Source organism: Devosia sp. MDV22-iso42, from assembly GCF_058629155.1.
On sequence record NZ_JBZVWR010000006.1, the window covers coordinates 299,950 to 324,944 of the forward strand.

Below are 24,995 nucleotides of genomic sequence, written 5' to 3' on the forward strand. Positions count from 1 at the left end.
CTTCAGGCAGTAAAGCGGGTGCGGTGCATCATCCGCTTGTTGCGCGGATCGGGGTTGGGCACGGCGGAGATCAGGCTTTTGGTATAGGGCTGCTGCGGATCGGTGCAGATCTGCTCGGCGGTGCCCATTTCCACCAGCTTGCCGCGATGCATCACCGCGACGCGGTCGCAGAAATAGCGGACCACCGAAATGTCATGCGAGATGAAGATGAAGCTCAGGTCGAGCCGCTGCTGGATCTCGAGCAGCAGGTCGAGGATCTGGGCGCGGATCGATACGTCCAGCGCCGCCGTGGCCTCGTCGGCAATGATGATCTTGGGATCGAGGGCCAGAGCGCGGGCAATGCCGATGCGCTGGCGCTGGCCGCCGGAAAAGGCGTGCGGATAGCGCTCCATGGCCATGGCGTCGAGGCCGACCAGGTCGAGCAGTTCGGCGACGCGCCGTTCCAGTGCCGCCCCCCGCATCGCGCCCGATACGACCAGCGGATCGCTGATGATCTCCTTGACCGTCATGCGCGGGTTGAGCGAGGCAAACGGGTCCTGGAACACCAGGCGCACATCACGATGAAACCCCTTGAGCTGGCGCTTGTTGAGGCTGGTCACCTCGACGGGTTCGCCCTTGCCGAAGTAGGTAACCTGGCCTGAACTCGGTTCTACCGTGCGCAGGATCAGCCGGCCCAGGGTCGTCTTGCCGGAGCCGCTTTCGCCGACAATGCCGAGATTTTCGCCGGGATAGAGATCGAAGCTGACGTCGTCGACAGCCTTGATGGCGTGACCATGCCCGCCGAACCAGCTGGTCGAAGCGCCGTAAAGCTTGGAGAGATGGCGGACGCTGAGCACCGGCTGGTGTGCGGTCGCCGTGTCGGGCGCGGTTTGGTCATCGGCCCGCTGGTTCTGCTCCAGCTTGACCGTCGATTTTAGCAGCCGCTGCGTATAGGGGTGGCGCGCATCGTGGAAGATGTCGTCGGCACTGCCGGCCTCCACGATCCGGCCATAGCGCATCACCGCCACCGCATCGGCTACTTCGGCGACGACGCCCATATCGTGGGTGATCAGCAGCATGGCCATGCCGCGGCTGACCTGCAGGCGCTTGACCAGGTCAAGGATTTCGGCCTGGGTGGTGACGTCGAGCGCCGTGGTCGGTTCGTCGGCGATGAGGATTTCGGGATCGGCCGCCAGCGCCATGGCGATCATGGCGCGCTGGCGCATGCCGCCGGAAAACTCGAAGGTGTAGCGGTCGATCATCTTGTCGGGATTGGGGATTTCCACCTGCCGCAGCAGTTCGATAGTCTCGGCCCTTGCCTGTTTCTTGTCCATGCGGCGGTGCAGACGCAGGGCCTCGACGATCTGGCTGCCAATGGTATGGACCGGCGAGAGCGAGCTCATCGGTTCCTGAAAGATCAGACCGATGCGACCGCCGCGGATCTTGAGCAGTTCGGGGCTGCGTTCGGTCAGCGTGGCGATGTCGATATCGCCATGCTTGCCGGCCAGCAGGATCCGGCCAGAACTGATGGCGCCGTTCTTGTCGAGGATATGCAGCAAGGCGCGGGCGGTCACCGATTTTCCGGAGCCGCTCTCACCGACAAGGCAAAGCGTCTGGCCCCGGCGCAGCTCGAAGCTGACATTGCGCACGGCATGCAGGATCTGCGTGCGCAGGCGGAAATCGAGGCTGAGATCGTCGACGCGGAGGACGACATCGCCCTCGGCGCCGTCGGACAGTCGTTCAGTGGTGACGGCTTGCATCGGCATGGCGTCAGCTTTCATAGGGGTCGGCGGCATCACGCATGCCATCACCGAGGAAGTTGTAGGCCAGCACGGTCAGCACCACGGCCGCTGAGGGCCAGATCAGCAGCCAGGGCGCATTGGCAATGGTGCGCACATTCTGGGCGTCCTGCAGCAAGACGCCCCAGGAGACGACAGGGGCCTTGAGCCCGATGCCGAGAAAGCTCAGCGCCGTTTCAGCCACGATCATGGTGGGCAGGGCCAGGGTGACCACTGCGAGGATGTGACTGGTAAGCGAGGGGAGGATATGCCGGAAGATCAGCCGGCGCTCGCTCGACCCGTCCAGCCGTGCGGCCGTGACGAAGTCTTCAGTTCGCAGGGCAAAGAACCGCCCGCGCACTTCGCGGGCCAATCCTGTCCAGCCGAACAGCGAGACGATGAGCGTGATGACGAAATAGACGGTGAGTGGCGACCAGCTCAGCGGGATGGCGGCAGCGAGGCCCAGCCAGAGCGGAATGGTGGGCATGGAGGAAATGACCTCGATGACACGCTGGATCACCATATCAACCCAGCCGCCATAAAAGCCCGAAATGGAGCCGAGCACGACGCCCAGGATCAGGCTGATGGTGACGCCGATCAGGCCGATCGACATCGAGGTCCGCGTGCCGTGGATCAGCCGGCTGAGCAGGTCGCGGCCCAGCTTGTCGGTGCCCAGCAGGTACATGGTGTCGGCGGGGTCGAGCGGACCGATCAGATGGGTATCGAGGGAAAATGTGCCCCAGAGCTTGTATGGCGCGCCCTGCACGAAAAAGCCGATGGGCACGACCTGGTTGTCATCGATGACATAGGAGCGTCGCAGCGAGGCCTGATCCACGGTCATGCTGTAGCCGGTTACATGCAGCAGGAACTGCTGGCTGCCGTCGGGCTGGGTGGCGAACAGGCGGATTTCCTGGGGCGGGGCATTGGTGAACTGCGGCCGGGACGTGTCGGGCAGGGCGGGCGCCAGGAATTCGGCAAACAGCCCGATCAGGTAAAGCAGCAGGATGATGATGCCGGCTACCACGGCGACCTTGTTACGCACGAACTTGACCCACATCAGCCGCCAGGGCCCGGCGACGGCCGTTTCGACCGGGCTGCCGGCCTTGAGCGCGGAGACTGCCGGCCCGGTTTCGGGCACGCTGTCATCGATGAAGGTGTGCGCTGTCATCAGTTGAACCTGATCCGTGGGTCTAGAAGGGCGAGGAGGATGTCGGAGACCAGCATGCCCACCAGGGTGAGCACGCCCATCAGCAGGATGAAGCTGCCCGCCAGATACATGTCCTGGCTGATCAGCGCCCGCAGCAGCAGCGGGCCGGCGGTGGGCAGGTTGAGCACGATGGCAGTGATGGTGACGCCCGAGATCAGCTCCGGCAGCACCCAGCCGATGGCCGAAACGAAGGGGTTGAGCGCGATGCGCACCGGATATTTGATCACCGCCCGATATTCCGGCAGGCCCTTGGCCTTGGCGGTCACGACATAGGGCTTGTTGAGCTCGTCGGTCAGGTTCGCCCGCAGGATGCGGATCAGCGCCGCCGTGCCATTGGTGCCGATGACGATGATAGGAATCCACAGATGCGCCATGAGGTCGACGAACTTGCCCCAGCTCCACGGCGCCTCGGCATATTCGGGCGAGAACAGCCCGCCCACGCTCTGGCCGAAGTACTTGTAGCTGAAATACATCAGCACCAGCGCCATGATGAAATTAGGCACAGCGAGGCCGATGAATCCGAGGAAGGTGAAAGCATAGTCGCCTACCGAATGGCGACGCATGGCTGAATAGATGCCGATCGGCAGCGACACGGCCCAGACAAAGAGCAGCGAGGCGATGGAAATACCCAGCGTCGAGCCCATGCGCTCCCAGATCAGGTCGCCCACGGGCCGGTTCCACTCAAAGGAATAGCCGAAGTCGCCGCGCAGCAGGATGCCGCTGATCCACTTCCAGTATTGCTCGTACATCGGCGCATCGAGGCCGTAGATCTCGCGATAGCGCTGGATCTGGCCGGGGTCGATATTGGCACCGCTATCGGCCATCGAGGCCAGCATCGAGGTCAGGTAGTCGCCCGGTGGCAGCTGGATGATGGTGAAGGCGATGATCGACATGCCGATCAGCGTCGGGATCATGTAAATCAGCCGCTTGATCACATAGTTCAGCATGGCAGTTCCATTCAGGCCCAAGTCACGTGGACGACTTCGAGGGTGGCGATCGAGGGCACCACGACCGTGACGCGGCCAGCGGTGACCCTGGCCTCCGCCGCGCCGCCCGCCACCAGCAGCTCGGCCCGGCCGAAGTGCCTGCCGGCGGGAATGGCGATGGACACTTCCTGCCGGCCCACCGGATAGACTTCCCGGATCGGGCCCTTCATCATCATCGGATTGGTGAGGTTGTTGAGGACGACGGCAAGGCCGGAGCCGTCCTGGCGCACCGAGAGATCGAGCACGGACTGGCCGCTGATCTCGACATCTGCCCGCTTGTTGAGGGCCCAGCGCACGGCATTGCCGATCAGTCTGGAATGGTCGCCGGCCATGACTTCCCAGAGGATGCCGCCAATATTCCAGGGAATATAGACGGTACGGCCGCCCGATGCGTGGGTGCGGGTAACCACCGCGGCACCCTTGGGGTCCTCGCGCGGATAGACCTCCTCCATCGGCAGGTCGGGAAAATCGGGCACATAGAGGAAGGGCTGTTCGGCATCGGCGACGGCGTCGACCGCCAGAAGCTTGGTGCCGCCCATGATGCGGTTGGCGCCCTCGAACCCCTCAGAGATCGGATGGGTGCCATTGATGGCGACATAGGTATTCTTGACCGGGCCGCGGGCGGCTTTGGCCAGGCTCACGCCGAGCAGCTTGCCCAGCGCAATGGCCTCGCGCGGCTTGTTGGCCTCGGTGCGGGTCGAGCTCTCATGCGCCGCTACCACCGAGCCACCCCGCGCCACATAGTCTTCCAGCGCCTTGACCTGCGCATCAGAGAGGCAGGTGGAATTGGCCAGGATGATGACCTTGAAGCGGTCCAGCGTGGCCGGGGGCATGGCCTGGTCCGACACCATTTCGAAGGGCAGTCTGGCCTCGATCAGCGCCATGTAGAAGCCCAGATCGTCGGCTTCAGCGATGCGGCGCGTGTCTTGGCCGTGATGGCGCAGCGTGGTCGCGGGATCGAGAATGGCAATCTCGGCGATCGGCGTCATGCCCTTGAGCACCGGCTCAAGATCGGCATGCAGGCCAAAGCTGTCGGCTACCGGCTGTACCCAGCGGGTATCGGGTACCACGCCGTTGAACTTGGTGAACCAGGGCAGCAGGCCCTGGGTGGTGCCGTCATCCATCCAAGCCTGGATTTCGGGGCCGGTGGTGACCGAGTCCTTCCAGCGATATGCCTCTTCCGGCCCGATCGAGGTGATCAGGATGGCCGGGCGGTCGCGGAAGGTGGCGCGCATGCGCTTGCCGTTGCGGCCGCTCATCCAGACCGGCTCGGTGCCGCGCCGACCCTGGTCGTCGACGCAGAGGAAGGGGCAGTATTTCTCGATGATGTCGAGGTCGAATTCGGTGAGCGATACCGAACCCATATTGGGAATGAAGCTGGTATGCGGCTTGATGGCCTTCATCACCGCGTCCCATTCGACGACAAGGCGGCTCAGCACATTGCGGCGCCAGGCAGTCCAGGCCATCCAGGCCGGGTTTTCGAGGCTTTCATCCATGGGCAGTTCGTGGCCGGAGGCGGCGCGGAAATTGGTCTTGCAGCTCTCGCAATAACAGACGCCATGGCCCTGCCAGCGATTGGCGAAGATGGCGTCGATATCGTAATTGGCGGTCAGCTCCCTGAGCACTTCGGGCATGAACTTGAAGTTGTAGTCCGAATAGGCGCAGGTGACCCACACTTCGGGAAAGGCCCAGTGGCGGCGCTTGTTGCCCGCCTTGTCGACCGCGATCCATTCCGGATGGGCATCGGCCGCGTCCTGGTGGATGGCATGGGGATCGACGCGGGCCATGACATGCATGCCCAGTTGGCGGGCGCCGCTGACCAGATCGCCGAAGGGGTCGCTGTCGCCGAGGAATTTGGAGACATAGTGCAACGGTACTTTTGAGGGATAGTAGGCGACATAGCCGCCGGCGCTGAGGCAGACCGCATTGGAGCGCGTCTGCTTGAATATGTCGATCCACAGCGTCGGATCGTATTTGACCGGATCATCCTCGGCCAGGGTCAGCTGGGTCCAGCGCGTCGCCGACTTGTACCAGTCGGGCGTGCGCAGATGGTCGGTTGTTTGGGCTGTGGTATCGAGCATGACGAATCCGCTGGGTATGAGGGGGCCGTCGCCGGCCCGAAAGGGCCGGCGCTGTCCATGATGTGCGTCTTGTCGGCGGTCAGGCCTTGAAGAATTGTTCCGGCCGGGCCGGGCCGGGGGTCGGCCAGCCGAACGAGTTGGGCATTTCCTTGAGCAGGTTGACCACGTCGTTCTTGACCACCCCATAGCCGTCGGCCGGCAGGCTGACGCCGAAAGTGAAGAAGAGATCCGCCGCGTTCTGCAGTACCTGGGCCATCAGCTCGTTCTGCGTCGCCGGATCGGCCGTGGCGACCAGCTGGCGATAGAGGTCCTGCTGGGCCTTGACCGCGGGTGGTGGCTCGACTGCCGCTTCGTTCTCTGGCTGGGTGTAATAGAGCGCCCAGCCGGGGGCGTAGAAGCAGTTGTTGTTGATCGGCACGTAGAAGCGGGCGTCGAGCATGGCGGCAATGCCGGAATTGGCGCCGAACTGGTGGGCGGTGGCGTCATATTCGCGGCCGCGACGCACCCGTTCTTCCCAGAGCGAGCGGTCCATGGTGCGCATCTGAGCATCGATGCCGACGGCCTGGAACATGGGAATGGCCAGCTCGAACATGTCGAGGAAGGTGGTGCGGGTCTGGTCGATCTCGAAGATGATGGTGACACGCCGGCCTTCTTCGTCCTGGCGATAGCCGTCACCGTCCTTGTTGGGGATCAGCGCATCGAGCAGCGCATTGGCCTTGGTCGGGTCGAACTCGGTGAACTGTTTGGCCAACTGCTCATTGTAGAGCGGATCGCCTTCGCGCATGGATGGCTGGGCCGGCGAGCCCTGGCCAACGAACACCGCCTCGATCAGCGCCTGCCGGTCCACGGCATGTGACAGCGCCTGGCGGAACTCGATGGTGTTGAACAGCTTGTTCTTGATCGGATCGAGATGGTTGAGGTTGAGCTGGAAGGCCATCACATTGGCGGCCGTTTCCTTGAGCGTGTAGAAGCCGTAATTGCCGGTCTCCTGGGCATCGAACAGCACCGGCTTGTTGGCCGGGGTGCAGATGTACTGGTCCATGATGTCGATCTCGCCCTGCAGCGTCTTGAGCAGCAGCACTTCGGGATCGGCGACCATCTGGTAGACGACACGGTCGAAATAGGGGAGTTGCGTACCCTCGGTATCGACCTTGAAATAGAAGGGATTGCGGGTGGCGATGGCCCGTTCGGTATTCTCGCCCGGCGCGCCGTCGGCAAAGACCCAGGCATTGAGCGTCGGCCGATTGGCGTTCTGGTAGAAGGTATTGTCGTCCAGCATGCCGATCTCGCGCTGGAACAAGGCGATCCAGCTTTCCAGACCCTGCTCCTTGGCCAGGGCATCGGCGTCCGGATTGTACCGGATGTGGAACTGCTCGAGATAATGCTTGGGCGTGCGGGTCATCTGGTCCTGCTGGGCCCAGGCAAGCTGCTGCACGAAGAAGCCGTTGGGGCCGGGGAAGACGACCTTGAAGTTCTGTTCGTCCAGCACTTCAAGCTTGGCCGGTTCGCCCTTGACATACCACCAGGAATTGCCACCTAGCGAGGCTTCCGCATCGCTGAAATAGGCGTCGTACCAGAACTGGATATCGGCGGTGGTGAAGGGCACGCCATCGGACCATTTGTGGCCCTTGCGCAGGGTGAAGCTATATTCGGTCGCCTCGGGGTTGACCGACCAGGCTTCGGCGACGTTTTCGACGAGGCCTGACCAGTCGGGGTTGAAGCGGACCAGCGGCTCGTAGCCCTGGTAGCGCACCAGCATCGACAACGAACCGCCCCCTACAAGCGCGTGATTCCAGTCCCCGCCCTGCTGGCCGACGCGCTCGAACGGCGCGATCACCAGCGGATTGGTGGGCAGGCGCTCGGCGACCGGTGGCAGCGTGCCGCCATCGACCTGAGCCTGCAGAAAGGCCGATTCCTGCGCCCGCACCCATCCCGGTACGGCCAGCGCTCCGGCAAAAGCGGAACTAGCGACGATAAAAGCCCTGCGGCTGATACTTACCATGTCTGATCTCCTCCTCGGCTAACCGCCTGTGGCGTTGTTAGCTGACGATGAGCTTGTGATGCATAGTATGTTAGGTAAAGCGTTATGTTGATATTGATGTGTTTTTGTGAGTAGCTTTTATTGCCTTTGCCGGGCAGCCCCGGTATCAGGCGGAAAATAGCCACGGAGCTCGCATGGCGCGCGTCACCTTATCGACCATTGCCGAGGCAACCGGCCTGTCCAAATTTGCTGTCTCCCGCTCGCTCTCGGGCAAGGACGGCGTCAGCGACGACACCCGCCGCCGTGTCCTGGAGGTCGCCACCCAGCTTGGCTACATGCGCGCCGTGGTCGAAGTAGCAGCGCCGGTGCTGGGCATCGTGTTCCACGATACCGACTTGGTGAATTCCGAACTGCACCTGCTCATCCAGAGCGGCTTTCAGACCGAGACACAGCGCGCCGGCTATCAGGTGCGCATGTGCTGGGCGCATGAAACCGACGAGATCGTCGCCTTTGCCCGCAGCTGCCGGGCCGTGGCGCTGGTCGGCCCGCATCCGCGCGCCAGCATGGTCGCGGTCACCGCTCTGGGTATCCCCGTCGCCCGCAATGGCTGGGTCGAGCCGCTCGATCCCTTCGATACGGTTTCGGGCACCGATCATGAGGCTGGTTCGGCCGTCGCCCACTATCTGCTCGAACTCGGGCACCGTTCCATTGCCTATGTGCATGGCACGCCGGGCTATCGCGGCCGCATCGAGCGATTCTATGGCGTGCGCGAAGTGCTTGAGACGCATCCGGAAGTCACCTTTCGGGAAATGAAATTCCAGACCGAGATGCGGTTCCCCCAGCACCTGCAGGAAGTGCAGGCCGATGGCTTTGCGCCCACGGCCTTCTTCTGCGCGCATGACGGCATGGCGCTGACCGTGGTCTCCGAACTGCTGCGGCTAGGCTACCGCATACCGGACGATATCTCGGTTGTCGGCTTTGGCGACTACTCGGCGGCCACGCAAATCTCGCCGCAGCTGACCACGGTCAAGGTGCAGGGCTTTCAGATGGGGGCAGGGCTGGTGCGCATCCTCGATGATCGTCTAAAGCAGCGCATTCCCGCAGATGTCCCGGTGCGCATGGGCTTCGTCTCGCATCTTGTCATCCGCGAGTCGGCGGGCATGGTTAGATCATCATCACCAAAAGCGGCGACGGGCTGACCAGTGTCACATGGCAGCCATGGCCAGAGGATCGGCACCAAACAGCATGGCGTGACCACCCAGCAACAGCCAGGCCGTGAGCAGCACGCTGGCCATGGCGGCGGTGACCAGCGCGCCATCGACCCGTAGCCGGGCGCGGCCCGTCAGTGCGGCACCGAAGGGCAGTACGGATGTGGTCCGGGCGATTGTCCGCCACTGGTCCCCCATCCGCCGGCGGGCGCGTCGGTCGGTGGTGACCATGCCCAGCACGGCAAAGACGAACAGCGCGCCAAACAGCAGCAGACTGCGCAGGTCGCCGTTGGGGACCAGATGGCTGCCAGCCCAGAGGGCAAAGCCCCAGAGCACGGGATGGCGCGTGATCGTGGTGATGGCCCCGGCGGGCAACTCGGGCTTGCGCAGGCTGATCGATGCCTGGTTGGGACTGAGCAGGCCGGCCACGAGCAGGAAAAACCCGATTGGCGTCAGCAGGATCGTGACCCAGGCCTGCCACGAGGCCGGCTGCCACAGGGCGATGAAATCCAGGCGCAGCGCCGCATGGAACAGCCAGGCCAGGGCCAGGATTGAGACCAGCGAATAGACGATTAGATAGGTCCGGCGGCCAATTGCCGCGACCAGGCGCGCCCGCAGGCCGGGAATGGCCGGAATGATGTGCAGCGCCAGGAAGGTCAGCAGCGCCGCAATGAACTGGTTCACCGAATCATTCTCCTGTTGCGTCGGGCGGCAGGCCCAAGCAGCCCACACCTAGCAGCACGATCTGTGGCGGGTTTGTCCGGGATCAACTTCAATCCGGTCTGATCGCCTAAGGTGCGCCGATCCCGTGGGAGAAACGCGTTACATGCCTCATACGCTGCTGGCACCGGCCTTGTATATCGAAGAGGCCGCCATTGATGACCTGGTGGAGGCGCTGAGCGAGCGCATTCGCCGCGACCGCCATCTGCGACCCGCCATGGAGCGCCTCATTGGCAACCGCTGGGAGCAGGCAGAGCTTGCGGCCGGGGCGTTTCTGCGCGCCACCTTGTTCCTCGACCGTCGTCCAGCAGTGGATGGCGACTGGCTCGCCCGTGCGCTGCGCCTGCTGGATGCCGAAGATTTCGACCGGCTGGGCGAGATCTTGCTTGATTGCGCTTTCATCGCACTGCCGCTGCACAGCGCCGGGCTGATCAGCGCGATCGGCGACGAACTGGTGGACTTGCTCAAGGGCGTGGTGGCGCAGGACGGAATTGCCCGCCAGCGGCTCCTGCTCATGGCGCGATCACGCCTGGCGGCAGGAGCGCTGATGAGCCGGCTCTAGTCGGGGCGCGGTTCGTCCTCTTCATACAGGATGCGCTGCGCGGCGCCGTCGAGATCATCATATTGCCCATCGCGCAGCGTCCACAGGAAGATGACGAGGCCGGCGGCGCCGAGGACGATGGAGATGGGAATGAGAAAGAAGAAATCGTTCATGCCGGCACCGCTGTACCTGGCCGCAGAGCAGGGGACGGGCGATGGCCCCGATAGCCAGCCCAGCCCAGCCGCATGGCGTTCAGCACGACGATGATCGAGGATAGCGACATGGCGATGGCGGCCATGAAGGGATTGACGAAGCCGGCAATGGCGATCGGCATGGCGATGGCGTTGTAGAGCACGGATAGAGCGAAGTTCTGCCGCACCAGCCGCCCGGCATCGCGCGCCACGGCCAAGGCCAGGGGAATGGCGGCCAGGTCATCATGGAGAAAGACGAAGTCGGCGGCGCTGCGACCGACATCGGCAGCGCTGGAGGGCGCCATGGATACGTGCGCTGCCATCAGTGCTGGCGCATCATTGAGGCCGTCGCCAACCATCAGCGCCTTGTGCCCCGCCTGGCGCAGGGTGGCAATCCGGTCGGCCTTGCCCCCCGGCAGTATCTCCCCTGAATAGTGGGCGATGTGCAGTTCATCGGCAATCGCGGTGACGGCAGCGCTGGTGTCGCCGGAGACGATTTCCACGGCCAGCCCGACCTGGCGCAGGGCATCGACGGCGCCCAGTGCGCCCTTCCTCAGCCCATCGGCAAAGTTGAAGTGCGCCAGGGCCGCGCCATTGCGGCTGAGTACAGTGCCGCCCGTGGCATCGCCCGACGACAGCGCCCAACTGGCGCGGCCGAGGCGGTAGCAATCGCCGCCTAGTATGGCTTGCACGCCGAAGCCGGGCAGTTCGCTGACCGTAGTGAAGGCCGGCATGGCACCACTGCCGGCGCCGGCTTTGGCGATGGCCTGCGAATAGGGATGTCGCGAATAGGCGGCCAGCGCGGCTGCCAGCGCCAGCAAGTTGGGCGCGATGGTGCCCTGGTTCAAGAGGTGCGGGGTCCCCAGCGTCAGCGTGCCGGTCTTGTCGAAGACCACGGTATCGATCTCGGCCAGCCGTTCCAGCGCCGAGCCGTCCTTGACCATGATGCCGGCATCGAAGAGGCGCCTCGCAGCGACGATCTGGACCATGGGCACGGCCAGACCCAGCGCGCAGGGGCAGGTGATGATGAGCACGGCAATGGCCACTGTGATGGCATTGTGCAGGTCGCCGTTGAACACCATCCAGCCGACAAAGGCGGCAAACGCGGCCAGGTGCACGACGGGTGAGTAGAGTTCGGCCGCGCGGTCGGCAACGCGCCGGTAGCGGTTGCGCCCGCTCTCGACCACTTCCATCAACCGGACCATTTGCGCCAGGGTGGAGTCCCGCTCGGCGGCCTCGGCGCGCAAGGTGAGCGGCCCGGTCAGGTTCAGCGTACCCGCTTCAAGGCGTGTACCTGTCCGGGCAGTGGTGGGCACGCTCTCGCCGCTGATCAGGCTGCGATCGAGGTCCGAGGTCCCGGCCAGCACCATGGCGTCGACCGGCACGCGTTCGCCAGCGGCCAGAAGGATGGTCATGCCGGGCACGATTTCGCGCAGTGGCAGGTATTCCGGATGGCCATCCGGCCGCAGTACCAAGGCGCCGCGCGGCGCCAGCCGGGCCAGGCTCTTCACCGCGGTGCGGGCGCGCTCGCGCATGATGTGGTCGAGCGTGCGGCCGATCAGCAGGAAGAAGATCAGCGAGACGGTGGCGTCGAAATAGACCTGCTCGCCGGAATGCACGGTGTCATAGAGACTGAGCGCGAAGGCCAAGGCGATGCCTATCGAAATCGGCACGTCCATATTGGTGCGGCGATGGCGAAGGGCATTGAAGGCCGAGAGGTAGAATACCCGGCCGGAATAGAGCATGGCGGGCAGGGTCAGGCCGGCGCAGATCCAGTGCAGCACGTCGCGCGTTGGGCCGTCGGCGCCCGACCAGACGGACCCGGACAGCATCATGATGTTCATCGAGGCAAAGGCCGCGACCGCGAGGGCGCGGATGAGACCGGGCAGGGCATGGTCCTTGCCGTCGTCCTGGGTCTCGTAGAGGTGGGGTTCATAGCCGAGCTCGACCAGCGTCTGGACCGTGGCCGGCGGGGGAGCGTCATTGCGCCAGATGATGGCGACGCGCTTGGTGGAGAGGTTGACGCGCGCGCTCGCCACGCCCTCCAGCGCCCCCAGCGCTTTCTCGATGGTCTGGATGCAGCCGCCGCAATGCACGGCCGGCACGGACAGATCGGTCTGCTGCATTCCGTTGCCGATATCCCGGCTGGCCAGGCGCACCTCGGCATCGGATGGGCCGCGCCGGATCGGTCCGGCGACGGCCTCAATGAAGGCGGGGGGCGGCAGGCAGCAGCTCATGTCCGTCAGTCCCGTACGGCCGCATAGGCATGCCAGGTGGCGTGCCCGAGCAGCGGGAAGATTACCACGAGGCCAATCAGTGCTGTGCCCAAGCTGATCGCGGTCAGGACGAGTACGATGGCGCCCCAGAGCAGCGCCGCCGGCAGGTTGTTCCAGACCAGCGACATGGACAGGCCCATTGCCGAGAAGGCGTCGAGCCGCCGGTCGAGCATCATGGGGATGGAAAAGGCGCTGATGGCAAAGGCAAAGGCGGCAAACAGCCCGCCCACCGCCGTCCCGGTCGCCAGCATGATCAGGCCCGTGGGGGTGGTGAACAGCATTTGCAGCACACCATCAAAGCCGGGAAAGGGGCGCCAGCCGAAAAACAGCGCGTAGAGCAGCACGGCGGCGCGCATCCAGACCAGCATCAGCATCAGCAGAATGGCCCCGACGAACAGCAGGTGCGCCCCACCATTGCGCCGCGGAAACAGCATGCTCCACAGGGTGACCTTTTCGCCGGCGGCGAGACGCCGGCTCTTTTCATAGAGCCCGGTGGCCAGCAGCGGCCCGACCACCAGAAAGCCAGCCAACGCCGGGAACAGGATCTGCACCCAGCCGAAATTGACCATGGCGGCGACCACCAGCAGCGACAGCAGGGCAATGCCAAGTCCATAGAGCAGGCTCGGCAGTGGTCGGACCCAGAGATCCCGCCAGCCCAGTGCCAGCCAGGAGAAGGCTGCCGTGATGGGCAGATGGCGGTTGTGATCGACAGCCTTCGGTGCCGCCGGGACGGTGGGAGGGATGATGTCAACGATGGGATGGGTCGTCTGGGCCATGGGGCGGATCCGTGGGTTGGTGCTCAGCAGGCCGATTTAGCAGCGCGGTAGGTGCCGGGCTTGCCCTCGTCCTCGAGATGGGTGACGCAGTCGGGCTGGGAGGAGAACGCGACATAGACAAGGTGAGCATTGGCGGCCAGCAGGACGGCCACGAGGACCAGGGCGGCCACCGTGAGCAGCCGGCGCGTCGCGCGCCGGCGGCTATCGTCGTTCTGCAGCACCACCGGCGCGCTCATGGTGTGGCGGCCCGCAGGTCGAGGACATAGAGGGTCAGCAGCTTGATGTCGGTGGGCGACAGGCGGCCTTCCCAGGAGGGCATGGTGCCGGCGCGGCCGTGATAGATCGATTGGCGGATGCTGGCGCGATCACCGCCATAGGTCCAGTGGGCGTCGGTGAGGTTTGGTGCGCCGGTATCGGTCATGCCCTTGGCGTTCTCGCCATGGCAGGCCGCACAATTGCCGGCAAATACCTCGGCGCCGACGGCCAGGGCAGCGGCATCGACCGTCTTAAGCATGTCTGGATGCGACAGGGTCTCCACATAGGTGACCACCGCGTCGATATCGGCGCGGGACAGCATCTGCTCGCGACCAAAGGCCAGCATCTGTGCGTAGCGCGTTTCCGGGCTGGTGCCATTGATGCCCACGCGAATGGTCTCGGCAATGATCTCAGGGTCTTCGCCCCACATGATCGGTGCTGCCACCAGATTGGGAAAGCCTGGCTGTCCCTGCGCCTGGGCGCCATGGCAGGCGGCGCAATTGTCGCCGAACAGGGCGGCGCCGGTCTCGCGCACAATTGTCATCAGCCCCTCGTCCGCCTGGATGGCGGCGAAGTCCTCGCTCTCGATCCGGCTGGTCCAGGGTAGGCGCTGGGCCTGCGCTTCGGCAACCGTTTGGCTGACGGCAGCGTGCTGGTCGGCGCCCAGCAGGCCACGGAAGTAGCCGTTGATTCCAGGCCAGCTGGGCATCAGCACCGTCCACAGGATGGCAAAGCCGCCCATGACGATAAGGAAGAAATAGACCGGCCGGGGAACGGGGGTGTTGAGTTCCTTGATGCCGTTCCACTCATGCCCGGTGGTCATCTGCCCGGTGATTTTATCGCGTTCCCCTAGCGACATGGCCGATCCTCCTCATCCCGAATGGCAAGCTGGGCGGCTTCGTCAAAACCCTGCTTGTTGGATGGCCAATAGGTCCATACCAGCGCGATCACACTGAGCGTAACGAGGTAGAACAAGCCGAACGACTTGGAAAAGCCGACGACGGTCTCATGGTCGAAAGGCATCTATTCGGCCTCCGGCTGGTTGGGCTGATGGGCGGCGTCGGTCAGATGGCCAAGTACCTGCAGATAGGCGACCAGGGCATCCATGTCAGTCAGGCGGTCGGTGACGCCGTCGAAGGTTCGCACATTGGTGGCCTCGCCATAGCGCTCAAACACACCATCGGCCGTTGGCGTGTCCGGGGATGCCTGCCCGAGAGCATCGAGACTGGCATTGGCGATCTGCGCGTCGGTATAGGGCACGCCGACAGTGCGCAGCGCCGCCAGATGGTTGCCCAGGTCGTCGGTCCGCAACGTTTCGCGCAGCAGCCAGCGATAGGCCGGCATCTTGGATTCCGGCACCACATCACGCGGATTGTTCAGGTGTACCGTCTGCCAGGCATCGGAGTATTTGTTGCCTATGCGAGCCAGGTCCGGCCCGGTCCGCTTGGAGCCCCACAGCATGGGATGGTCATAGCTGGATTCCACGGCCAGCGAATAGGGGCCGTAGCGCTCGACCTCGTCGCGCAGGGTGCGGATCATCTGGCTGTGACAGGCATAGCACCCCTCACGGATATAGATGTTGCGTCCGGCGACTTCGAGCGGGGTATAGACCCGCATGTCTGGCGCCTGCTCCACCGTTTCATCAATGGTGAAGAGGGGAGCGATCTCGATCAGGCCGCCAATCGAGGCGACCAAGACGATAAAGACCACCAGACCAATGGCGCTGCGCTCAAGTTTATAGTGTAGGCCGAACATTGGTCTATTCTCCGGCTTGCAAGGCTGGCTGGATGGGAATGTCGATCGACGCGTCGCCGGATGCCGCGACGGGCATGCGGATGGTCATGACGACATTGTAGAGAGCGACCAGGGCGCCAAGCAGGAACAGCAGGCCGCCGAAGGCACGGGCGATATAATAGGGATGCATGGCGTCGAGGCTGTCGATGAACGAATAGCTCAGGCTGCCGCTTTCGGTATAGGTGCGCCACATCAGGCCCTGGATGACACCCGAATTCCACATGGCGAAGACGTAGATGACGGTGCCCGACAGGGCGAGCCAGAAGTGCACTTCCACCAGCTTGTCGGAATACAGGCCGGGGCGCTTCCACATGGCCGGCACGATGGCGTAGAGCGAGCCAAAGGTAATCATGGCCACCCAACCCAGGGCACCGGCATGGACGTGGCCGATGGTCCAGTCGGTATAGTGGCTGAGCGAGTTCACCGCGCGGATGGCCATGAACGAGCCTTCAAAGGTGGTGATGCCGTAAAAGATGGCGGCCAGCGCCATGAAGCGCAGCACGGCGTCGTCGCGCACCTTGTGCCAGGCGCCATTCAGCGTCAGCAGGGCATTGCCGGCCGAAGCCCAGCTTGGCACCAGCAGCACCACCGAAAAGGCCATGCCCAGCGTCTGCACCCAATGGGGCAGGGCCGTATAATGCAGGTGGTGCGAACCGGCCCACATATACATGAAAGTGATGCCCCAAAAGCTGATGATCGACATCCGGTAGGAGAAGATCGGCCGGCCGGCGCGCTTGGGCAGGTAGTAGTACATCATGCCGAGGAAGCCGGCAGTGAGGAAGAAGGCCACGGCGTTATGGCCATACCACCACTGCGTCATGGCATCCTGGACGCCGGAGAACAGCGAATAGGACTTGGCGCTGCCGAACGATACCGGCACGGCCAGATTGTTGACGATATGCAGGATGGCCACGACCAGGATGAAGGCCATGTAGTACCAGTTGGCCACATAGATGTGCGGCTCTTTCCGGCGCGCCAGGGTGCGCATGTAGATCAGGAAGTAGACGACCCAGACCACGACCAGCCAGATGTCGGCATACCACTCCGGCTCGGCGTATTCCTTGGATTGCGTCAGGCCCATCAGATAGCCGCTGGCGGCAATGACGCAGAAGAGATTGTAGCCCAGCAGCACGAACCAGGGGCTGATCTGGTCGGGCAGGCGGGCGCGCGTGGTGCGCTGCAGCACATGGAAGGAGGTGGCGATCAGGGCATTGCCGCCGAAGCCGAAGATGACGCCGCTGGTATGGACGGGCCGCAGGCGGCCGAAGCTTGCCCAAGCAGCGTCGAAGGTCATATCCGGCCAGGCCAGCAGCGAGGCGACCCAGAAGCCGACCCCCATGCCAATGACGCCCCAGACCAGGGTCAGAATAATGCCAAGCCGGGTGGGGGCGTCGTAGTACTCGTTGAGCCGGTCGTCGCTGGGATCGGGCGCGTCCTTGCCGCGCATGACGGCGATGAAGCCGCCCAGGCCTGCCGCGAGCACGATCCATCCGTGCACGCCCAGCAGGTCGTTACGGCCCGCGATGGCCATGGCCAGCCCCACCAGTCCCAGTACGCCCAGGATCAGCATGGCGTTGAAGCGCTCGCCCCGCGTCAGATCTGCAATCATGTTTGGTCGCCTCGTTCAGGCCTGCATGCAGCGGCCGCTTTGGGGGCAAGCGGTAGCGGATCGTTGCGCTGCGTCTTTGCGCCAGATCAAAGACTGCGCGCATTGACGCCCGGCAGCAGCGTTACCCACAGCGCGGTTTGTTTGTCCGGCGACAAAGTCGGTCAGGATCGGAGGCACTAGGGTCGACCCGGCCCGTCAAGCTGCCTTCAGCGGCGGCAAGGGCGTTTCGTCAGTGGGTCGCCATCGAGTTCCGTGACAACTTGGCGGCCACCGGCCACTGTGCCGATGATGTGCGAGGACACTGCCATGACCGATCTCGAACTCGATGTTCGCCCGCTCCTGCACGACGGTGGTGAGCCCTTTGGCGCCATCATGGCGGCGGTGGGACGACTGGCCAAAGGCCAGCGCCTCAGGCTCTATACCACTTTCAGGCCCGAGCCGCTGTTGACCGTTCTGGCGCGCCAGGGCTTTGCCAGCGATGCACGGTCCCTGGCAAATGGTGATTGGGAGGTCCTGTTCACGCCGACCGCCGTCGCGCCGACCGACGCGAGCGAGTCGCACCCCGAGGTGCCCGAGACTTGGCCCGATCCGATTTTCTACCTCGATTGCACCGTTGCCGATTCGACCGGGCCGATGGAACGCATCCTGGCGCGGCTCGACACCATGAGCGAGGGCCAGGTGCTGTTTGCGCTGCTGGACCGCGAATCGAATCCGCTATTTGCCGCGCTCGCGCTGCGCGGTCATGCCTGGGTTGGCGATGTCGATGAAACCGGCGCAGCCTATCGGATGCTGATCCGGGCAGGCCGTCGGTCGTGAGACCGGCTGGTCAGTCGCCCCGTTCGCGCCGCCGCTGCAGCAGTACCGGGCCATATTCAGCGACATAGAGCGCAAAGGCGATGATCCAGCACAGGCCGGTGGCTGAGAGGAGCTCGGTCGCGAGATCTGGCCAGAGGCTGGCCAGCGGCCGCAGCAGCGCGGCCGCGACCAAGGCGGCATAGCTCGTGCTGGTCAGGGCGGATGCGGCCAGGGGCAGCCCCGTATGGCCTCGCGTCGCACGGCTCATGATCGCCAGGGTCATCACCCCGATGGCACCCACGGTGAACAGATGCAGTGCCGCCACAGGGTCGGCCAAGCCCAATTGCGCCAGTGCAACCGCAAGAAAACCGGCTGGAATGAAGGCATAGCCAAGGTGCAGTACCAGCACCAGCTTTTCGTCCCAGCACTGCCAGCCGCGCCAGCGCCACAGACGGGTCAGATGCAGGCCGGCGGCCAGCAGGCAGGCCAGAGCCGACCAGAGTGTCTCGGGCAGGCCGAGCCAGAGGATCAACGCCACCAGTCCGGTTAGGAGGACGGCGGTATCGAAGCGATCATAGGGCGCCGGGAGCTCGGTGGCATGGCGTCTGGCCAGCCAGTTGCGGGTAAAGCTGGGCACGACACGTCCCCCCATGACGGCAATCAGCATGACGAAGGCGGCAATGCCCAACCGGCTGGCCATGCCCGCTTCGGCGCCATTGGCAATCAGCAGATGAAAGCCGACATTGGCTAGGGCCAGGACGAGGATCCCCGCCAGGATCTTGAGGTCCTTCCACTTGCGGCCGGCTATGATCTCGCGGGCGCAGATGGCCAGCAGCAGGGGCAGGAAGGCGGCGTCCACGGTGATGGACAGAGGCAGGCCGAGCATATCGGGCGCCAGCAACGCCACTCGTCCCGCGCACCAGAGTCCAAACAGCACGATCAGAGGCGTACCCGATACCGGCAGGCGCCCGGTCCAGTTCGGCACCGCGGTCAGCAGGAAGCCGGCCAGCGCGGCCGAACTGTAGCCAAACAGCATTTCATGGGCGTGCCAGACGGCCCCGCCCAAGCTGCCGCCGATCTCCCAGCCCATGGCCAGGGCGCCGATCCACAGCACCATTGCTGCCACTGCCCAGATGCCGGCAGCCAGGAAGAAGGGCCGGAAGCCATAGGAGAAGATCACCGGCCCGCTGCGGGCAATGCCGCGGGGCACGGGTTGGCGCCTGGCAATGGGAGGCGGGGTCTGGGTCATGAGGGCTCCGACGAGCGGCGTGCTCGGCGGCGGTCTAGCGCGAGGAAGTGCCCGGGTCTTTGTCCTGGAGCAACGAGCGGGCGTCTAGCCGGCCCGGCCTTCGGCCAGCAACCGCAGGCCGGCCGCATCGCGCACCAGCAGCTTCTGCCGGCCACCTTCGACCAGTCCCTTGCCTTCCCAGGCGCTGAGGACACGCGAGACGGTATGCAGCGTCGTGCCGGTCATTTCGGCAATGTCCTGGCGGGAGATCTGGAAGTCGATGCGGATGCCGGCGCCCTCGGCCTTGCCCGCCTGTTCGACCAGCCGCAGCACGGCATGAGCGACGCGGCGCTCGACATCCTCGGTGGCCATTTCGCGCATGCGGGTATGGGCTTCCTGCAGGCGTTGGCCGATGGTCTGCATGGCGTTGACCGCCAGATGCGGATTCTGCTCGATGAACTGTCCCCACACTTCGGTCGGCCAGCAAAGCACCAGGCTTTCGGCCGAAGCGGTGGGGGTACCGGGATAGTCGTCCCGCTGCAGGGCCTTGGCGATGCCGAAGATATCGCCGGGATGGACCATGCGCACGATGATCTGCTGACCGTCGGCCGTGACCTGGGTCACCTTGAGCCGCCCATGCAGCAGCAGGAAAAACCGGTCGGCCTTCTGCCCCTGCTCGAACACGGCTTCACTCATGGCGACCCGCCGCAGCGTGGCGCGGGCCAGCAGGCGATCGAGGTCGGTGTCGCTCAGCTTTGCAAAGAGCGGCAAAGCGCGGACGAGGCTGCGGTCAATTCCGGCCAAACTGCTGTCCCATCGTGTTGTCGGGCGTGACTTACACGATAAAGCGGTCGGCTGATACGGCCGGCATGCTTAGAGATGGAGCAGGGCCAGCATCTTTTCGTGCCAGGCCGGCTGCCGCACCAGGCGGAAGCCCAGATTGTCCGGTGGAATGCCGACCGAGCAGCCGCCGCTCCTGGCATCGCGGATGAAAAAGCTCATCGGCGTACGATGCTGCCCGTCAAGGATCTTGATGGTGCAGGCCGGGGTCTCGCTCAGAACGGCGCCGGCGGCGTCGACATGGACCCGGCGGTGGCAGGTCTGCGTCCATTCCCAGACATTGCCGCCCATATCGGCGACGCCGTTTGCATTGCTGCCGAAACTGCCCAGAGGCAGCGGCGCGCGGCCGGCATCGCTCGCGCGGGCGGCCTCCTGTTCATACTTGGCAAGCCAGCGGGCGGCAGGATTGGCATTATCCATTGCCAGCTCAAGCGCGTCGTCGGCAAAGCTCGCCCCGGCGGCAAAGGCCCATTGTTCGTCAGTGGGCAGCGCCCAGTTTTGTCCGGTGCGGCCCGACAGCCAAGCGGCATAGTCTACGGCGTCGTCATAGTTGACGCCGGTCACGGGGACGTCACCCTGGCCGATATGGCGAGGTTCAGCCGCCAGACAGGCGCCCGCGGTCACGCAGGTAGCATAATCGGCGGCGCTGACCTGGTATTTCATGATCGCCAGCGGCATATCGAGGCGCGTGTGTACCATGGGCTGATCGACCGGCATGCCGTCGCGCAGGAAATGGCCGGCGGCACGGTAGCTGAAGTCTGCCGGTGCCAGGGTGACCAGTTCGGGCCCCGCCATGCCAGCCGCGCCAAAGCTGAGTCTTGGCAGATCAAGCTGCAACCCAACCAGGGCCAGGCCGACCAGCAGGAGACCCGCCGGCAGGGCCAGGGAATGAAACAGGGTGTTGAGCGGGCGGGCCAGGGCGATCATCGGCGTGATCCTGATGGGGGGAACTCGCGGCACCGGTAGCGCCGCGAGAGGAGCTTGGAGGGCTCAGGTCAGATCGGGCTGGGGGCCAACACGCTGGTCATCAGGTCGTCATTCCAGTCGCCGGTCACCACGAAATGCCCTGCGGCGCCCAGTTCGAAGGCCTCGATCAGATTGTGGTTCACATAGGCGTAAACGCCCGGCTGCAGAAAGGTGTAGAGCGCCGCGCCCGCGGCGCCGCCCGGAATGAACCAGGTTTCGAGGTCGACTTCGGGCGCGTTGTGGAACTTGCCGCTCTGCCAGACATAGTCGCCATGCCCGCCGATCAGGTGCGGCCGCGTATCGCGGTTGGCCTGGGAGTGGATCACCAGCACCCGTTCGCCGACCGCGGCGGTCAGGGCGTTGTCGCCGGTCAGAGCGCCGACCTTGCCGTTGAACACCACATGGCTGGGGACCAGCTTGCGCATCACCTCGAGCGTATCGGCATAGCCATCGCCGATGCTTTCATAGGTGAGGTAATTGCCGTCGGCATCCTTGGGGACATAAAAGTCCTGCTCGCCCACATAGTAGACCCTGTCATAGGCCAGGGCATTGCCCTTGCCGTCGGTCAGGCCCTCGCGCGGCAGCACCATGATGGCGCCGTTCATGCCGGCCGTGACGTGCCAGGGCACCATGCCTTCGGGGGCACAGTGATAGACGAAGGCGCCGGCCTTGGTGGCCTTGAAGCGCAGTATGGCCTTCTCGCCCGGATTGACGATGGTCAGACCCGCCCCGCCCAGCGCGCCCGTTGCGGAGTGGAAGTCGATATTATGCTGCATCAGATTGGTGTCTGGATTGATCAGTGTCAGCTCGACATAGTCGCCTTCATGCACGACCATCAGCGGTCCGGGGACGGAGCCGTTGAAGGTCATGGCCCAGACGGTGGTGCCGTCATTGTCGACTTCATGCACCTTTTCTTCGATGGTCATGGTGAACTCGACGATGCGGGGACCACCCGTGGCCACCTGCTCATGGGCATGCACGAAGGGTGGCGCCACCAGATCCACCTTCACGCGTTCCAGCGTGTTCAGGTCAATTGCGGCACCATTGGCCGCAGCTTCCTGTGCTGCTGCGGGCAGAATTGAAGCAAATTGTACTGCGGCGCCGATTGCAGTGGCGCCGGCAAGCAGGGCGCGGCGGGAAAGTTTTGGGAGGGCGGCCATCTGTCTATCCTGTCTTTGGGCACGGTTTTGTTTTGCCCATGGCCTTGTTAGTACTGGTGTCTTGGGCTTTCCTCTTTGATCGAGCGCAAATAAACCCTTGATAGTTTTCGACAAAATCTGACCGGCGTTTGTCCTGTATCAAAGATGGACGGGCCAGCTACGCCTAGACAGTGGCCAACGGACCCATGGATGGATCCGAATTGAAGGAACTGACAGATGCGCAATACGCTCAAGACTGTGATCGCGGTTATCGCCCTTGCCGGGCTTGCCGTCACACCTGCCATGGCTGCCGACTTTGAGGTTCACATGCTCAATAAGGGGGCTGCGGGAACCATGGTTTTCGAGCCAGCCTTCGTCCAGGTTCAGCCCGGTGACACTGTGACCTTCATCCCCACCGACAAGGGGCACAATGTCGAGACCATCAAGGACATGCTGCCCGAAGGCGTCGAGGCGTTCAAAAGCAAGATCAACGAGACCTACACCGTCACGTTCGACCTGGCCGGTGTCTATGGCATCAAATGTACGCCGCATTTTGCCATGGGCATGGTCGGCTTGATCCTGGTCGGCGATGACTTGACCAATCTCGACGCCGTCAAGGCCGTCAAGGTCCCCAAGAAGGTCGGCGAGCGTTTTGCCGAGGTCTACACCACCCTCGGTATCTGATACCGGGTGCTGTCGCTGCGGCACCATCCCGCAGCGCCATCCCTGCGCACAAATTAGGCAGTCATCAATTCTGCACAAGCTATTGACTCGCGCGTCCGGCCTCGTCATCATCGGCGAAATTATCGGACATTGACGGGCATCTGCGCCCCACTTTGGAACACCACGTGTCGTTCCCAGGTGGGGCTTTTTGTGTTGGACCCAAATGGCGCTGGAAAACGAAACTGTAGCTATAGGCGTGCTGTTCTCGGCCAGCGGCCCCTATGCCGCCATTGGCCGGGAAGGCCTTGCCGGCACCCTGCTGGCGATCAATGAAATCAATGCCACACGGCAGTATGACTTCGTGCTTGAGGCGCATATACGCGACCCGCAGGGCGTCACCGAAAACTATGCCAGACTGGCCGCCGACATCGTTGCCAGTTCGGGCGCAAAGCATATCGTTGGTTGCACGACCTCGTGGAGCCGCAAGGAGATCATCCCGCTGCTCGAAAAACGCAATACCATGCTGTGGTATCCGTGCCCGTATGAGGGCTTCGAGGCGCATGAGCAGGTCATCTATCTGGGCGCCTGTCCCAATCAGCATGTGCTGCCTCTGCTGGAATTCGCCCTGCCGCGCTTTGGTGCCGACGGCTATCTGGTCGGGTCCAACTATATCTGGGGGTGGGAGACCAGCCGCATTGCGCGCGATGTCATGGAGGCGGCCGGCGGCCGGGTCGCCGGCGAGCGCTATGTGCCGCTGGGCGATGTGGACATCGACCGGATTGTCGAGGAGATCCGCATCAAGCGGCCCGCCTTCATCCTCAATACGCTGATCGGGCCATCGTCCTATGCCTTCCTCGCCGCCTACCACGCGCTCGGCCAGGCCGATCCGGCATTCGACGCGTCGGTGCGGCCGGTCCTGAGCTGCAACTTTGCCGAGCCTGAGCTGGCCCAGCTTGGCGACGCGGCTGCCGGCCAATATGCGGTATCGCCCTATTTCCAATCGCTGGAGACCACGGAAAACCGGCGGTTTCTGGATGCCGTGGCCCGCCACGCGCCCGAAACCGGGCCGGTATCGGCCTTCTTCGCCCAGGCCTATGCCGCCGTGCACCTGCTGGCAGCGGGCATGGCGGCTACCGGCACCGATGACAGCGGAGCGGTGCTTGGTTTGCTGGCGGGTCGATCCATTAACGCCCCCTTCGGTCCGGTCGAAATTGACCCCACCAACAATCATGCCGTGCTGACGCCGCGCATCGCTCGCTCTACAGCTTCGGGCTTCGAGATTGTGGCCGACCGTGGGGTCGCCATTCGGCCCGATCCCTATCTGGCTTACACTTCCGCCCGCCCGGCCCAGCCAGCCTCGCATCTACGGGTGGTCAAATGAGCCCCCCCATGCAGATCGGCAGTTTCGACGGCAGGACAGCGTTGATCCTGCATCGCCCCCATCCGGTGGTCGAGGCCATTACCCGGCAACTGGCTCAACTCGGCGTGCGCTGTGCAGCATCGTGGCCCGATCTTCCGGTTGGCGCGGCGCCCAGTGCCGACCTGCTGTTCTATGATGCGGATATGGGCCATGACGGCCAGTTTCCCTGGTCCCCGGGCGAGGCGCCGATGCCGGCCATCGCCTTGATCGGTTCGGAGGCACCCGGGCGGCTGGCCTGGGCGATTCGGCTGGGCGCCGATGCGCATCTGCTCAAGCCGGTGGGCAGCGGCGGGGTGTTTACGGCGCTGGTGATCGCCTCGGAGGCCTTTGCCAGACGGTCGGCCATGCGGACGGAACTGACCAATCTACGCGGCCGGCTGGAGCAGCGCGAAGCGGTTGCTGAGGCCACCGCTTGCCTGATGTTGCAGGGCAACCTGCCGGCAGAGGAAGCCTATGCCCGGCTGCGCCGGGAAGCCATGACGGCACGGCTGACCATCGAAGCGATGGCCGAGCGGATCGTGCACGAATTGCGGGTGGTCCATGTCCATAATCGCTCCTGAAC

General features: G+C 64.0%; 24 protein-coding genes. 6 read left to right on the forward strand and 18 right to left on the reverse strand.

Translation table 11 applies throughout. The features are described from left to right. Window positions 1-2 precede the first annotated feature (2 nt). The 5 genes from AC4NN3_RS03130 to AC4NN3_RS03150 form a co-directional block, all read right to left on the reverse strand. On the reverse strand, window positions 3-1,745 hold the full coding sequence (locus tag AC4NN3_RS03130) for an ABC transporter ATP-binding protein (protein ID WP_491925656.1): 1,743 nt from the start codon (window positions 1,743-1,745) through the stop codon (window positions 3-5). 4 nt (window positions 1,746-1,749) lie between these two features. Further along, window positions 1,750-2,925, reverse strand: a complete 1,176-nt coding sequence (locus AC4NN3_RS03135) for an ABC transporter permease (protein ID WP_491925657.1) — start codon at window positions 2,923-2,925, stop codon at window positions 1,750-1,752. Continuing rightward, complete coding sequence (locus AC4NN3_RS03140) at window positions 2,925-3,911, reverse strand: ABC transporter permease (RefSeq protein WP_491925658.1); 987 nt, start codon at window positions 3,909-3,911, stop codon at window positions 2,925-2,927. The genes AC4NN3_RS03135 and AC4NN3_RS03140 overlap by 1 nt, the downstream gene beginning before the upstream one ends. Before the next feature lie 11 nt (window positions 3,912-3,922). Next, window positions 3,923-6,031 (reverse strand): family 10 glycosylhydrolase, encoded by a 2,109-nt coding sequence (locus AC4NN3_RS03145; RefSeq protein ID WP_491925659.1) that lies wholly within the window; start codon window positions 6,029-6,031, stop codon window positions 3,923-3,925. A 79-nt stretch (window positions 6,032-6,110) separates the two neighbouring features. Then, complete coding sequence (locus AC4NN3_RS03150; RefSeq protein ID WP_491925660.1) at window positions 6,111-8,033, reverse strand: ABC transporter substrate-binding protein; 1,923 nt, start codon at window positions 8,031-8,033, stop codon at window positions 6,111-6,113. Between the two features lie 173 nt (window positions 8,034-8,206). Between AC4NN3_RS03150 and AC4NN3_RS03155 the strand changes: the two genes are divergently transcribed. Then, entirely contained in the window at window positions 8,207-9,211 is a 1,005-nt protein-coding gene (locus tag AC4NN3_RS03155; RefSeq protein ID WP_491925661.1) for a LacI family DNA-binding transcriptional regulator, read from the forward strand. Between the two features lie 6 nt (window positions 9,212-9,217). On the opposite strand, the gene AC4NN3_RS03160 is transcribed toward AC4NN3_RS03155, so the two are convergent. Next, the gene (locus AC4NN3_RS03160; RefSeq protein ID WP_491925662.1) at window positions 9,218-9,904 is read right to left on the reverse strand and encodes an NnrU family protein; all 687 of its coding nucleotides are present in this window, start codon (window positions 9,902-9,904) and stop codon (window positions 9,218-9,220) included. A gap of 142 nt (window positions 9,905-10,046) precedes the next feature. On the opposite strand from AC4NN3_RS03160, the gene AC4NN3_RS03165 reads away from it, so the two are divergent. Then, window positions 10,047-10,502, forward strand: coding sequence for a hypothetical protein (locus AC4NN3_RS03165; RefSeq protein ID WP_491925663.1), 456 nt, complete (start codon window positions 10,047-10,049; stop codon window positions 10,500-10,502). Here AC4NN3_RS03165 and ccoS read toward each other — a convergent pair. The 8 genes from ccoS to ccoN are packed head-to-tail and all read right to left on the reverse strand — an operon-like array spanning window position 10,499 to window position 17,382. Next, entirely contained in the window at window positions 10,499-10,654 is a 156-nt protein-coding gene (ccoS, locus tag AC4NN3_RS03170; RefSeq protein ID WP_491925664.1) for a cbb3-type cytochrome oxidase assembly protein CcoS, read from the reverse strand. The two genes, AC4NN3_RS03165 and ccoS, sit on opposite strands and share 4 nt — an antisense overlap. Further along, on the reverse strand, window positions 10,651-12,909 hold the full coding sequence (locus tag AC4NN3_RS03175) for a heavy metal translocating P-type ATPase (protein ID WP_491925665.1): 2,259 nt from the start codon (window positions 12,907-12,909) through the stop codon (window positions 10,651-10,653). Before AC4NN3_RS03175 ends, ccoS begins: the two co-directional genes overlap by 4 nt. 5 nt (window positions 12,910-12,914) lie before the next feature. Next, window positions 12,915-13,724 (reverse strand): DUF2189 domain-containing protein, encoded by an 810-nt coding sequence (locus tag AC4NN3_RS03180; RefSeq protein ID WP_491925666.1) that lies wholly within the window; start codon window positions 13,722-13,724, stop codon window positions 12,915-12,917. A 23-nt stretch (window positions 13,725-13,747) separates the two neighbouring features. Next, window positions 13,748-13,960, reverse strand: a complete 213-nt coding sequence (locus AC4NN3_RS03185; RefSeq protein WP_491925667.1) for a hypothetical protein — start codon at window positions 13,958-13,960, stop codon at window positions 13,748-13,750. Then, window positions 13,957-14,838, reverse strand: a complete 882-nt coding sequence (ccoP, locus tag AC4NN3_RS03190; RefSeq protein ID WP_491925668.1) for a cytochrome-c oxidase, cbb3-type subunit III — start codon at window positions 14,836-14,838, stop codon at window positions 13,957-13,959. The genes AC4NN3_RS03185 and ccoP overlap by 4 nt, the downstream gene beginning before the upstream one ends. Continuing rightward, window positions 14,829-15,002, reverse strand: a complete 174-nt coding sequence (locus AC4NN3_RS03195; RefSeq protein WP_491925669.1) for a cbb3-type cytochrome c oxidase subunit 3 — start codon at window positions 15,000-15,002, stop codon at window positions 14,829-14,831. Before AC4NN3_RS03195 ends, ccoP begins: the two co-directional genes overlap by 10 nt. Next, on the reverse strand, window positions 15,003-15,734 hold the full coding sequence (gene ccoO, locus AC4NN3_RS03200) for a cytochrome-c oxidase, cbb3-type subunit II (RefSeq protein ID WP_491925670.1): 732 nt from the start codon (window positions 15,732-15,734) through the stop codon (window positions 15,003-15,005). Window positions 15,735-15,738: 4 nt separating this feature from the next. Further along, window positions 15,739-17,382, reverse strand: coding sequence for a cytochrome-c oxidase, cbb3-type subunit I (ccoN, locus tag AC4NN3_RS03205; RefSeq protein ID WP_491925671.1), 1,644 nt, complete (start codon window positions 17,380-17,382; stop codon window positions 15,739-15,741). Window positions 17,383-17,688: 306 nt separating this feature from the next. Here ccoN and AC4NN3_RS03210 point away from each other — a divergent pair, with 306 nt between their 5' ends. Then, window positions 17,689-18,198 (forward strand): DUF2249 domain-containing protein, encoded by a 510-nt coding sequence (locus AC4NN3_RS03210; protein ID WP_491925672.1) that lies wholly within the window; start codon window positions 17,689-17,691, stop codon window positions 18,196-18,198. Window positions 18,199-18,208: 10 nt separating this feature from the next. Here the strand turns inward: AC4NN3_RS03210 and AC4NN3_RS03215 are convergent, their stop codons facing one another. From AC4NN3_RS03215 to nirK, 4 genes are all read right to left on the reverse strand, one after another. Then, window positions 18,209-19,426 (reverse strand): NnrS family protein, encoded by a 1,218-nt coding sequence (locus AC4NN3_RS03215; RefSeq protein ID WP_491925673.1) that lies wholly within the window; start codon window positions 19,424-19,426, stop codon window positions 18,209-18,211. Between the two features lie 84 nt (window positions 19,427-19,510). After that, complete coding sequence (locus tag AC4NN3_RS03220) at window positions 19,511-20,209, reverse strand: Crp/Fnr family transcriptional regulator (protein WP_491925674.1); 699 nt, start codon at window positions 20,207-20,209, stop codon at window positions 19,511-19,513. A 69-nt stretch (window positions 20,210-20,278) separates the two neighbouring features. Next, window positions 20,279-21,172, reverse strand: coding sequence for an SUMF1/EgtB/PvdO family nonheme iron enzyme (locus AC4NN3_RS03225; RefSeq protein WP_491925675.1), 894 nt, complete (start codon window positions 21,170-21,172; stop codon window positions 20,279-20,281). A 68-nt stretch (window positions 21,173-21,240) separates the two neighbouring features. Beyond that, window positions 21,241-22,371 (reverse strand): copper-containing nitrite reductase, encoded by a 1,131-nt coding sequence (gene nirK, locus AC4NN3_RS03230; protein ID WP_491925676.1) that lies wholly within the window; start codon window positions 22,369-22,371, stop codon window positions 21,241-21,243. Between the two features lie 216 nt (window positions 22,372-22,587). On the opposite strand from nirK, the gene AC4NN3_RS03235 reads away from it, so the two are divergent. The 3 genes from AC4NN3_RS03235 to AC4NN3_RS03245 all read left to right on the forward strand — a co-directional run bounded on the left by AC4NN3_RS03235 (window position 22,588) and on the right by AC4NN3_RS03245 (window position 24,993). Further along, window positions 22,588-23,034: a pseudoazurin gene (locus AC4NN3_RS03235; protein ID WP_491925677.1), complete on the forward strand. Its 447-nt coding sequence runs from the start codon at window positions 22,588-22,590 to the stop codon at window positions 23,032-23,034. Window positions 23,035-23,236: 202 nt separating this feature from the next. Next, complete coding sequence (locus tag AC4NN3_RS03240) at window positions 23,237-24,394, forward strand: transporter substrate-binding domain-containing protein (protein WP_491925678.1); 1,158 nt, start codon at window positions 23,237-23,239, stop codon at window positions 24,392-24,394. After that, complete coding sequence (locus tag AC4NN3_RS03245; RefSeq protein WP_491925679.1) at window positions 24,391-24,993, forward strand: ANTAR domain-containing response regulator; 603 nt, start codon at window positions 24,391-24,393, stop codon at window positions 24,991-24,993. Before AC4NN3_RS03240 ends, AC4NN3_RS03245 begins: the two co-directional genes overlap by 4 nt. Window positions 24,994-24,995 lie beyond the last annotated feature (2 nt).

Excerpts from the sequence above, each read along its gene's own strand:
- AC4NN3_RS03130 (WP_491925656.1), bottom strand. The coding sequence starts at position 1,745 with ATGCCGATGCAAGCCGTCACCACTGAACGACTGTCCGACGGCGCCGAG.
- AC4NN3_RS03135 (WP_491925657.1), bottom strand. The coding sequence starts at position 2,925 with ATGACAGCGCACACCTTCATCGATGACAGCGTGCCCGAAACCGGGCCG.
- AC4NN3_RS03140 (WP_491925658.1), bottom strand. The coding sequence starts at position 3,911 with ATGCTGAACTATGTGATCAAGCGGCTGATTTACATGATCCCGACGCTG.
- AC4NN3_RS03145 (WP_491925659.1), bottom strand. The coding sequence starts at position 6,031 with ATGCTCGATACCACAGCCCAAACAACCGACCATCTGCGCACGCCCGAC.
- AC4NN3_RS03150 (WP_491925660.1), bottom strand. The coding sequence starts at position 8,033 with ATGGTAAGTATCAGCCGCAGGGCTTTTATCGTCGCTAGTTCCGCTTTT.
- AC4NN3_RS03155 (WP_491925661.1), top strand. The coding sequence starts at position 8,207 with ATGGCGCGCGTCACCTTATCGACCATTGCCGAGGCAACCGGCCTGTCC.
- AC4NN3_RS03165 (WP_491925663.1), top strand. The coding sequence starts at position 10,047 with ATGCCTCATACGCTGCTGGCACCGGCCTTGTATATCGAAGAGGCCGCC.
- ccoS (WP_491925664.1), bottom strand. The coding sequence starts at position 10,654 with ATGAACGATTTCTTCTTTCTCATTCCCATCTCCATCGTCCTCGGCGCC.
- AC4NN3_RS03175 (WP_491925665.1), bottom strand. The coding sequence starts at position 12,909 with ATGAGCTGCTGCCTGCCGCCCCCCGCCTTCATTGAGGCCGTCGCCGGA.
- AC4NN3_RS03180 (WP_491925666.1), bottom strand. The coding sequence starts at position 13,724 with ATGGCCCAGACGACCCATCCCATCGTTGACATCATCCCTCCCACCGTC.
- AC4NN3_RS03185 (WP_491925667.1), bottom strand. The coding sequence starts at position 13,960 with ATGAGCGCGCCGGTGGTGCTGCAGAACGACGATAGCCGCCGGCGCGCG.
- ccoP (WP_491925668.1), bottom strand. The coding sequence starts at position 14,838 with ATGTCGCTAGGGGAACGCGATAAAATCACCGGGCAGATGACCACCGGG.
- AC4NN3_RS03195 (WP_491925669.1), bottom strand. The coding sequence starts at position 15,002 with ATGCCTTTCGACCATGAGACCGTCGTCGGCTTTTCCAAGTCGTTCGGC.
- ccoO (WP_491925670.1), bottom strand. The coding sequence starts at position 15,734 with ATGTTCGGCCTACACTATAAACTTGAGCGCAGCGCCATTGGTCTGGTG.
- ccoN (WP_491925671.1), bottom strand. The coding sequence starts at position 17,382 with ATGATTGCAGATCTGACGCGGGGCGAGCGCTTCAACGCCATGCTGATC.
- AC4NN3_RS03210 (WP_491925672.1), top strand. The coding sequence starts at position 17,689 with ATGACCGATCTCGAACTCGATGTTCGCCCGCTCCTGCACGACGGTGGT.
- AC4NN3_RS03215 (WP_491925673.1), bottom strand. The coding sequence starts at position 19,426 with ATGACCCAGACCCCGCCTCCCATTGCCAGGCGCCAACCCGTGCCCCGC.
- AC4NN3_RS03225 (WP_491925675.1), bottom strand. The coding sequence starts at position 21,172 with ATGATCGCCCTGGCCCGCCCGCTCAACACCCTGTTTCATTCCCTGGCC.
- nirK (WP_491925676.1), bottom strand. The coding sequence starts at position 22,371 with ATGGCCGCCCTCCCAAAACTTTCCCGCCGCGCCCTGCTTGCCGGCGCC.
- AC4NN3_RS03235 (WP_491925677.1), top strand. The coding sequence starts at position 22,588 with ATGCGCAATACGCTCAAGACTGTGATCGCGGTTATCGCCCTTGCCGGG.
- AC4NN3_RS03240 (WP_491925678.1), top strand. The coding sequence starts at position 23,237 with ATGGCGCTGGAAAACGAAACTGTAGCTATAGGCGTGCTGTTCTCGGCC.
- AC4NN3_RS03245 (WP_491925679.1), top strand. The coding sequence starts at position 24,391 with ATGAGCCCCCCCATGCAGATCGGCAGTTTCGACGGCAGGACAGCGTTG.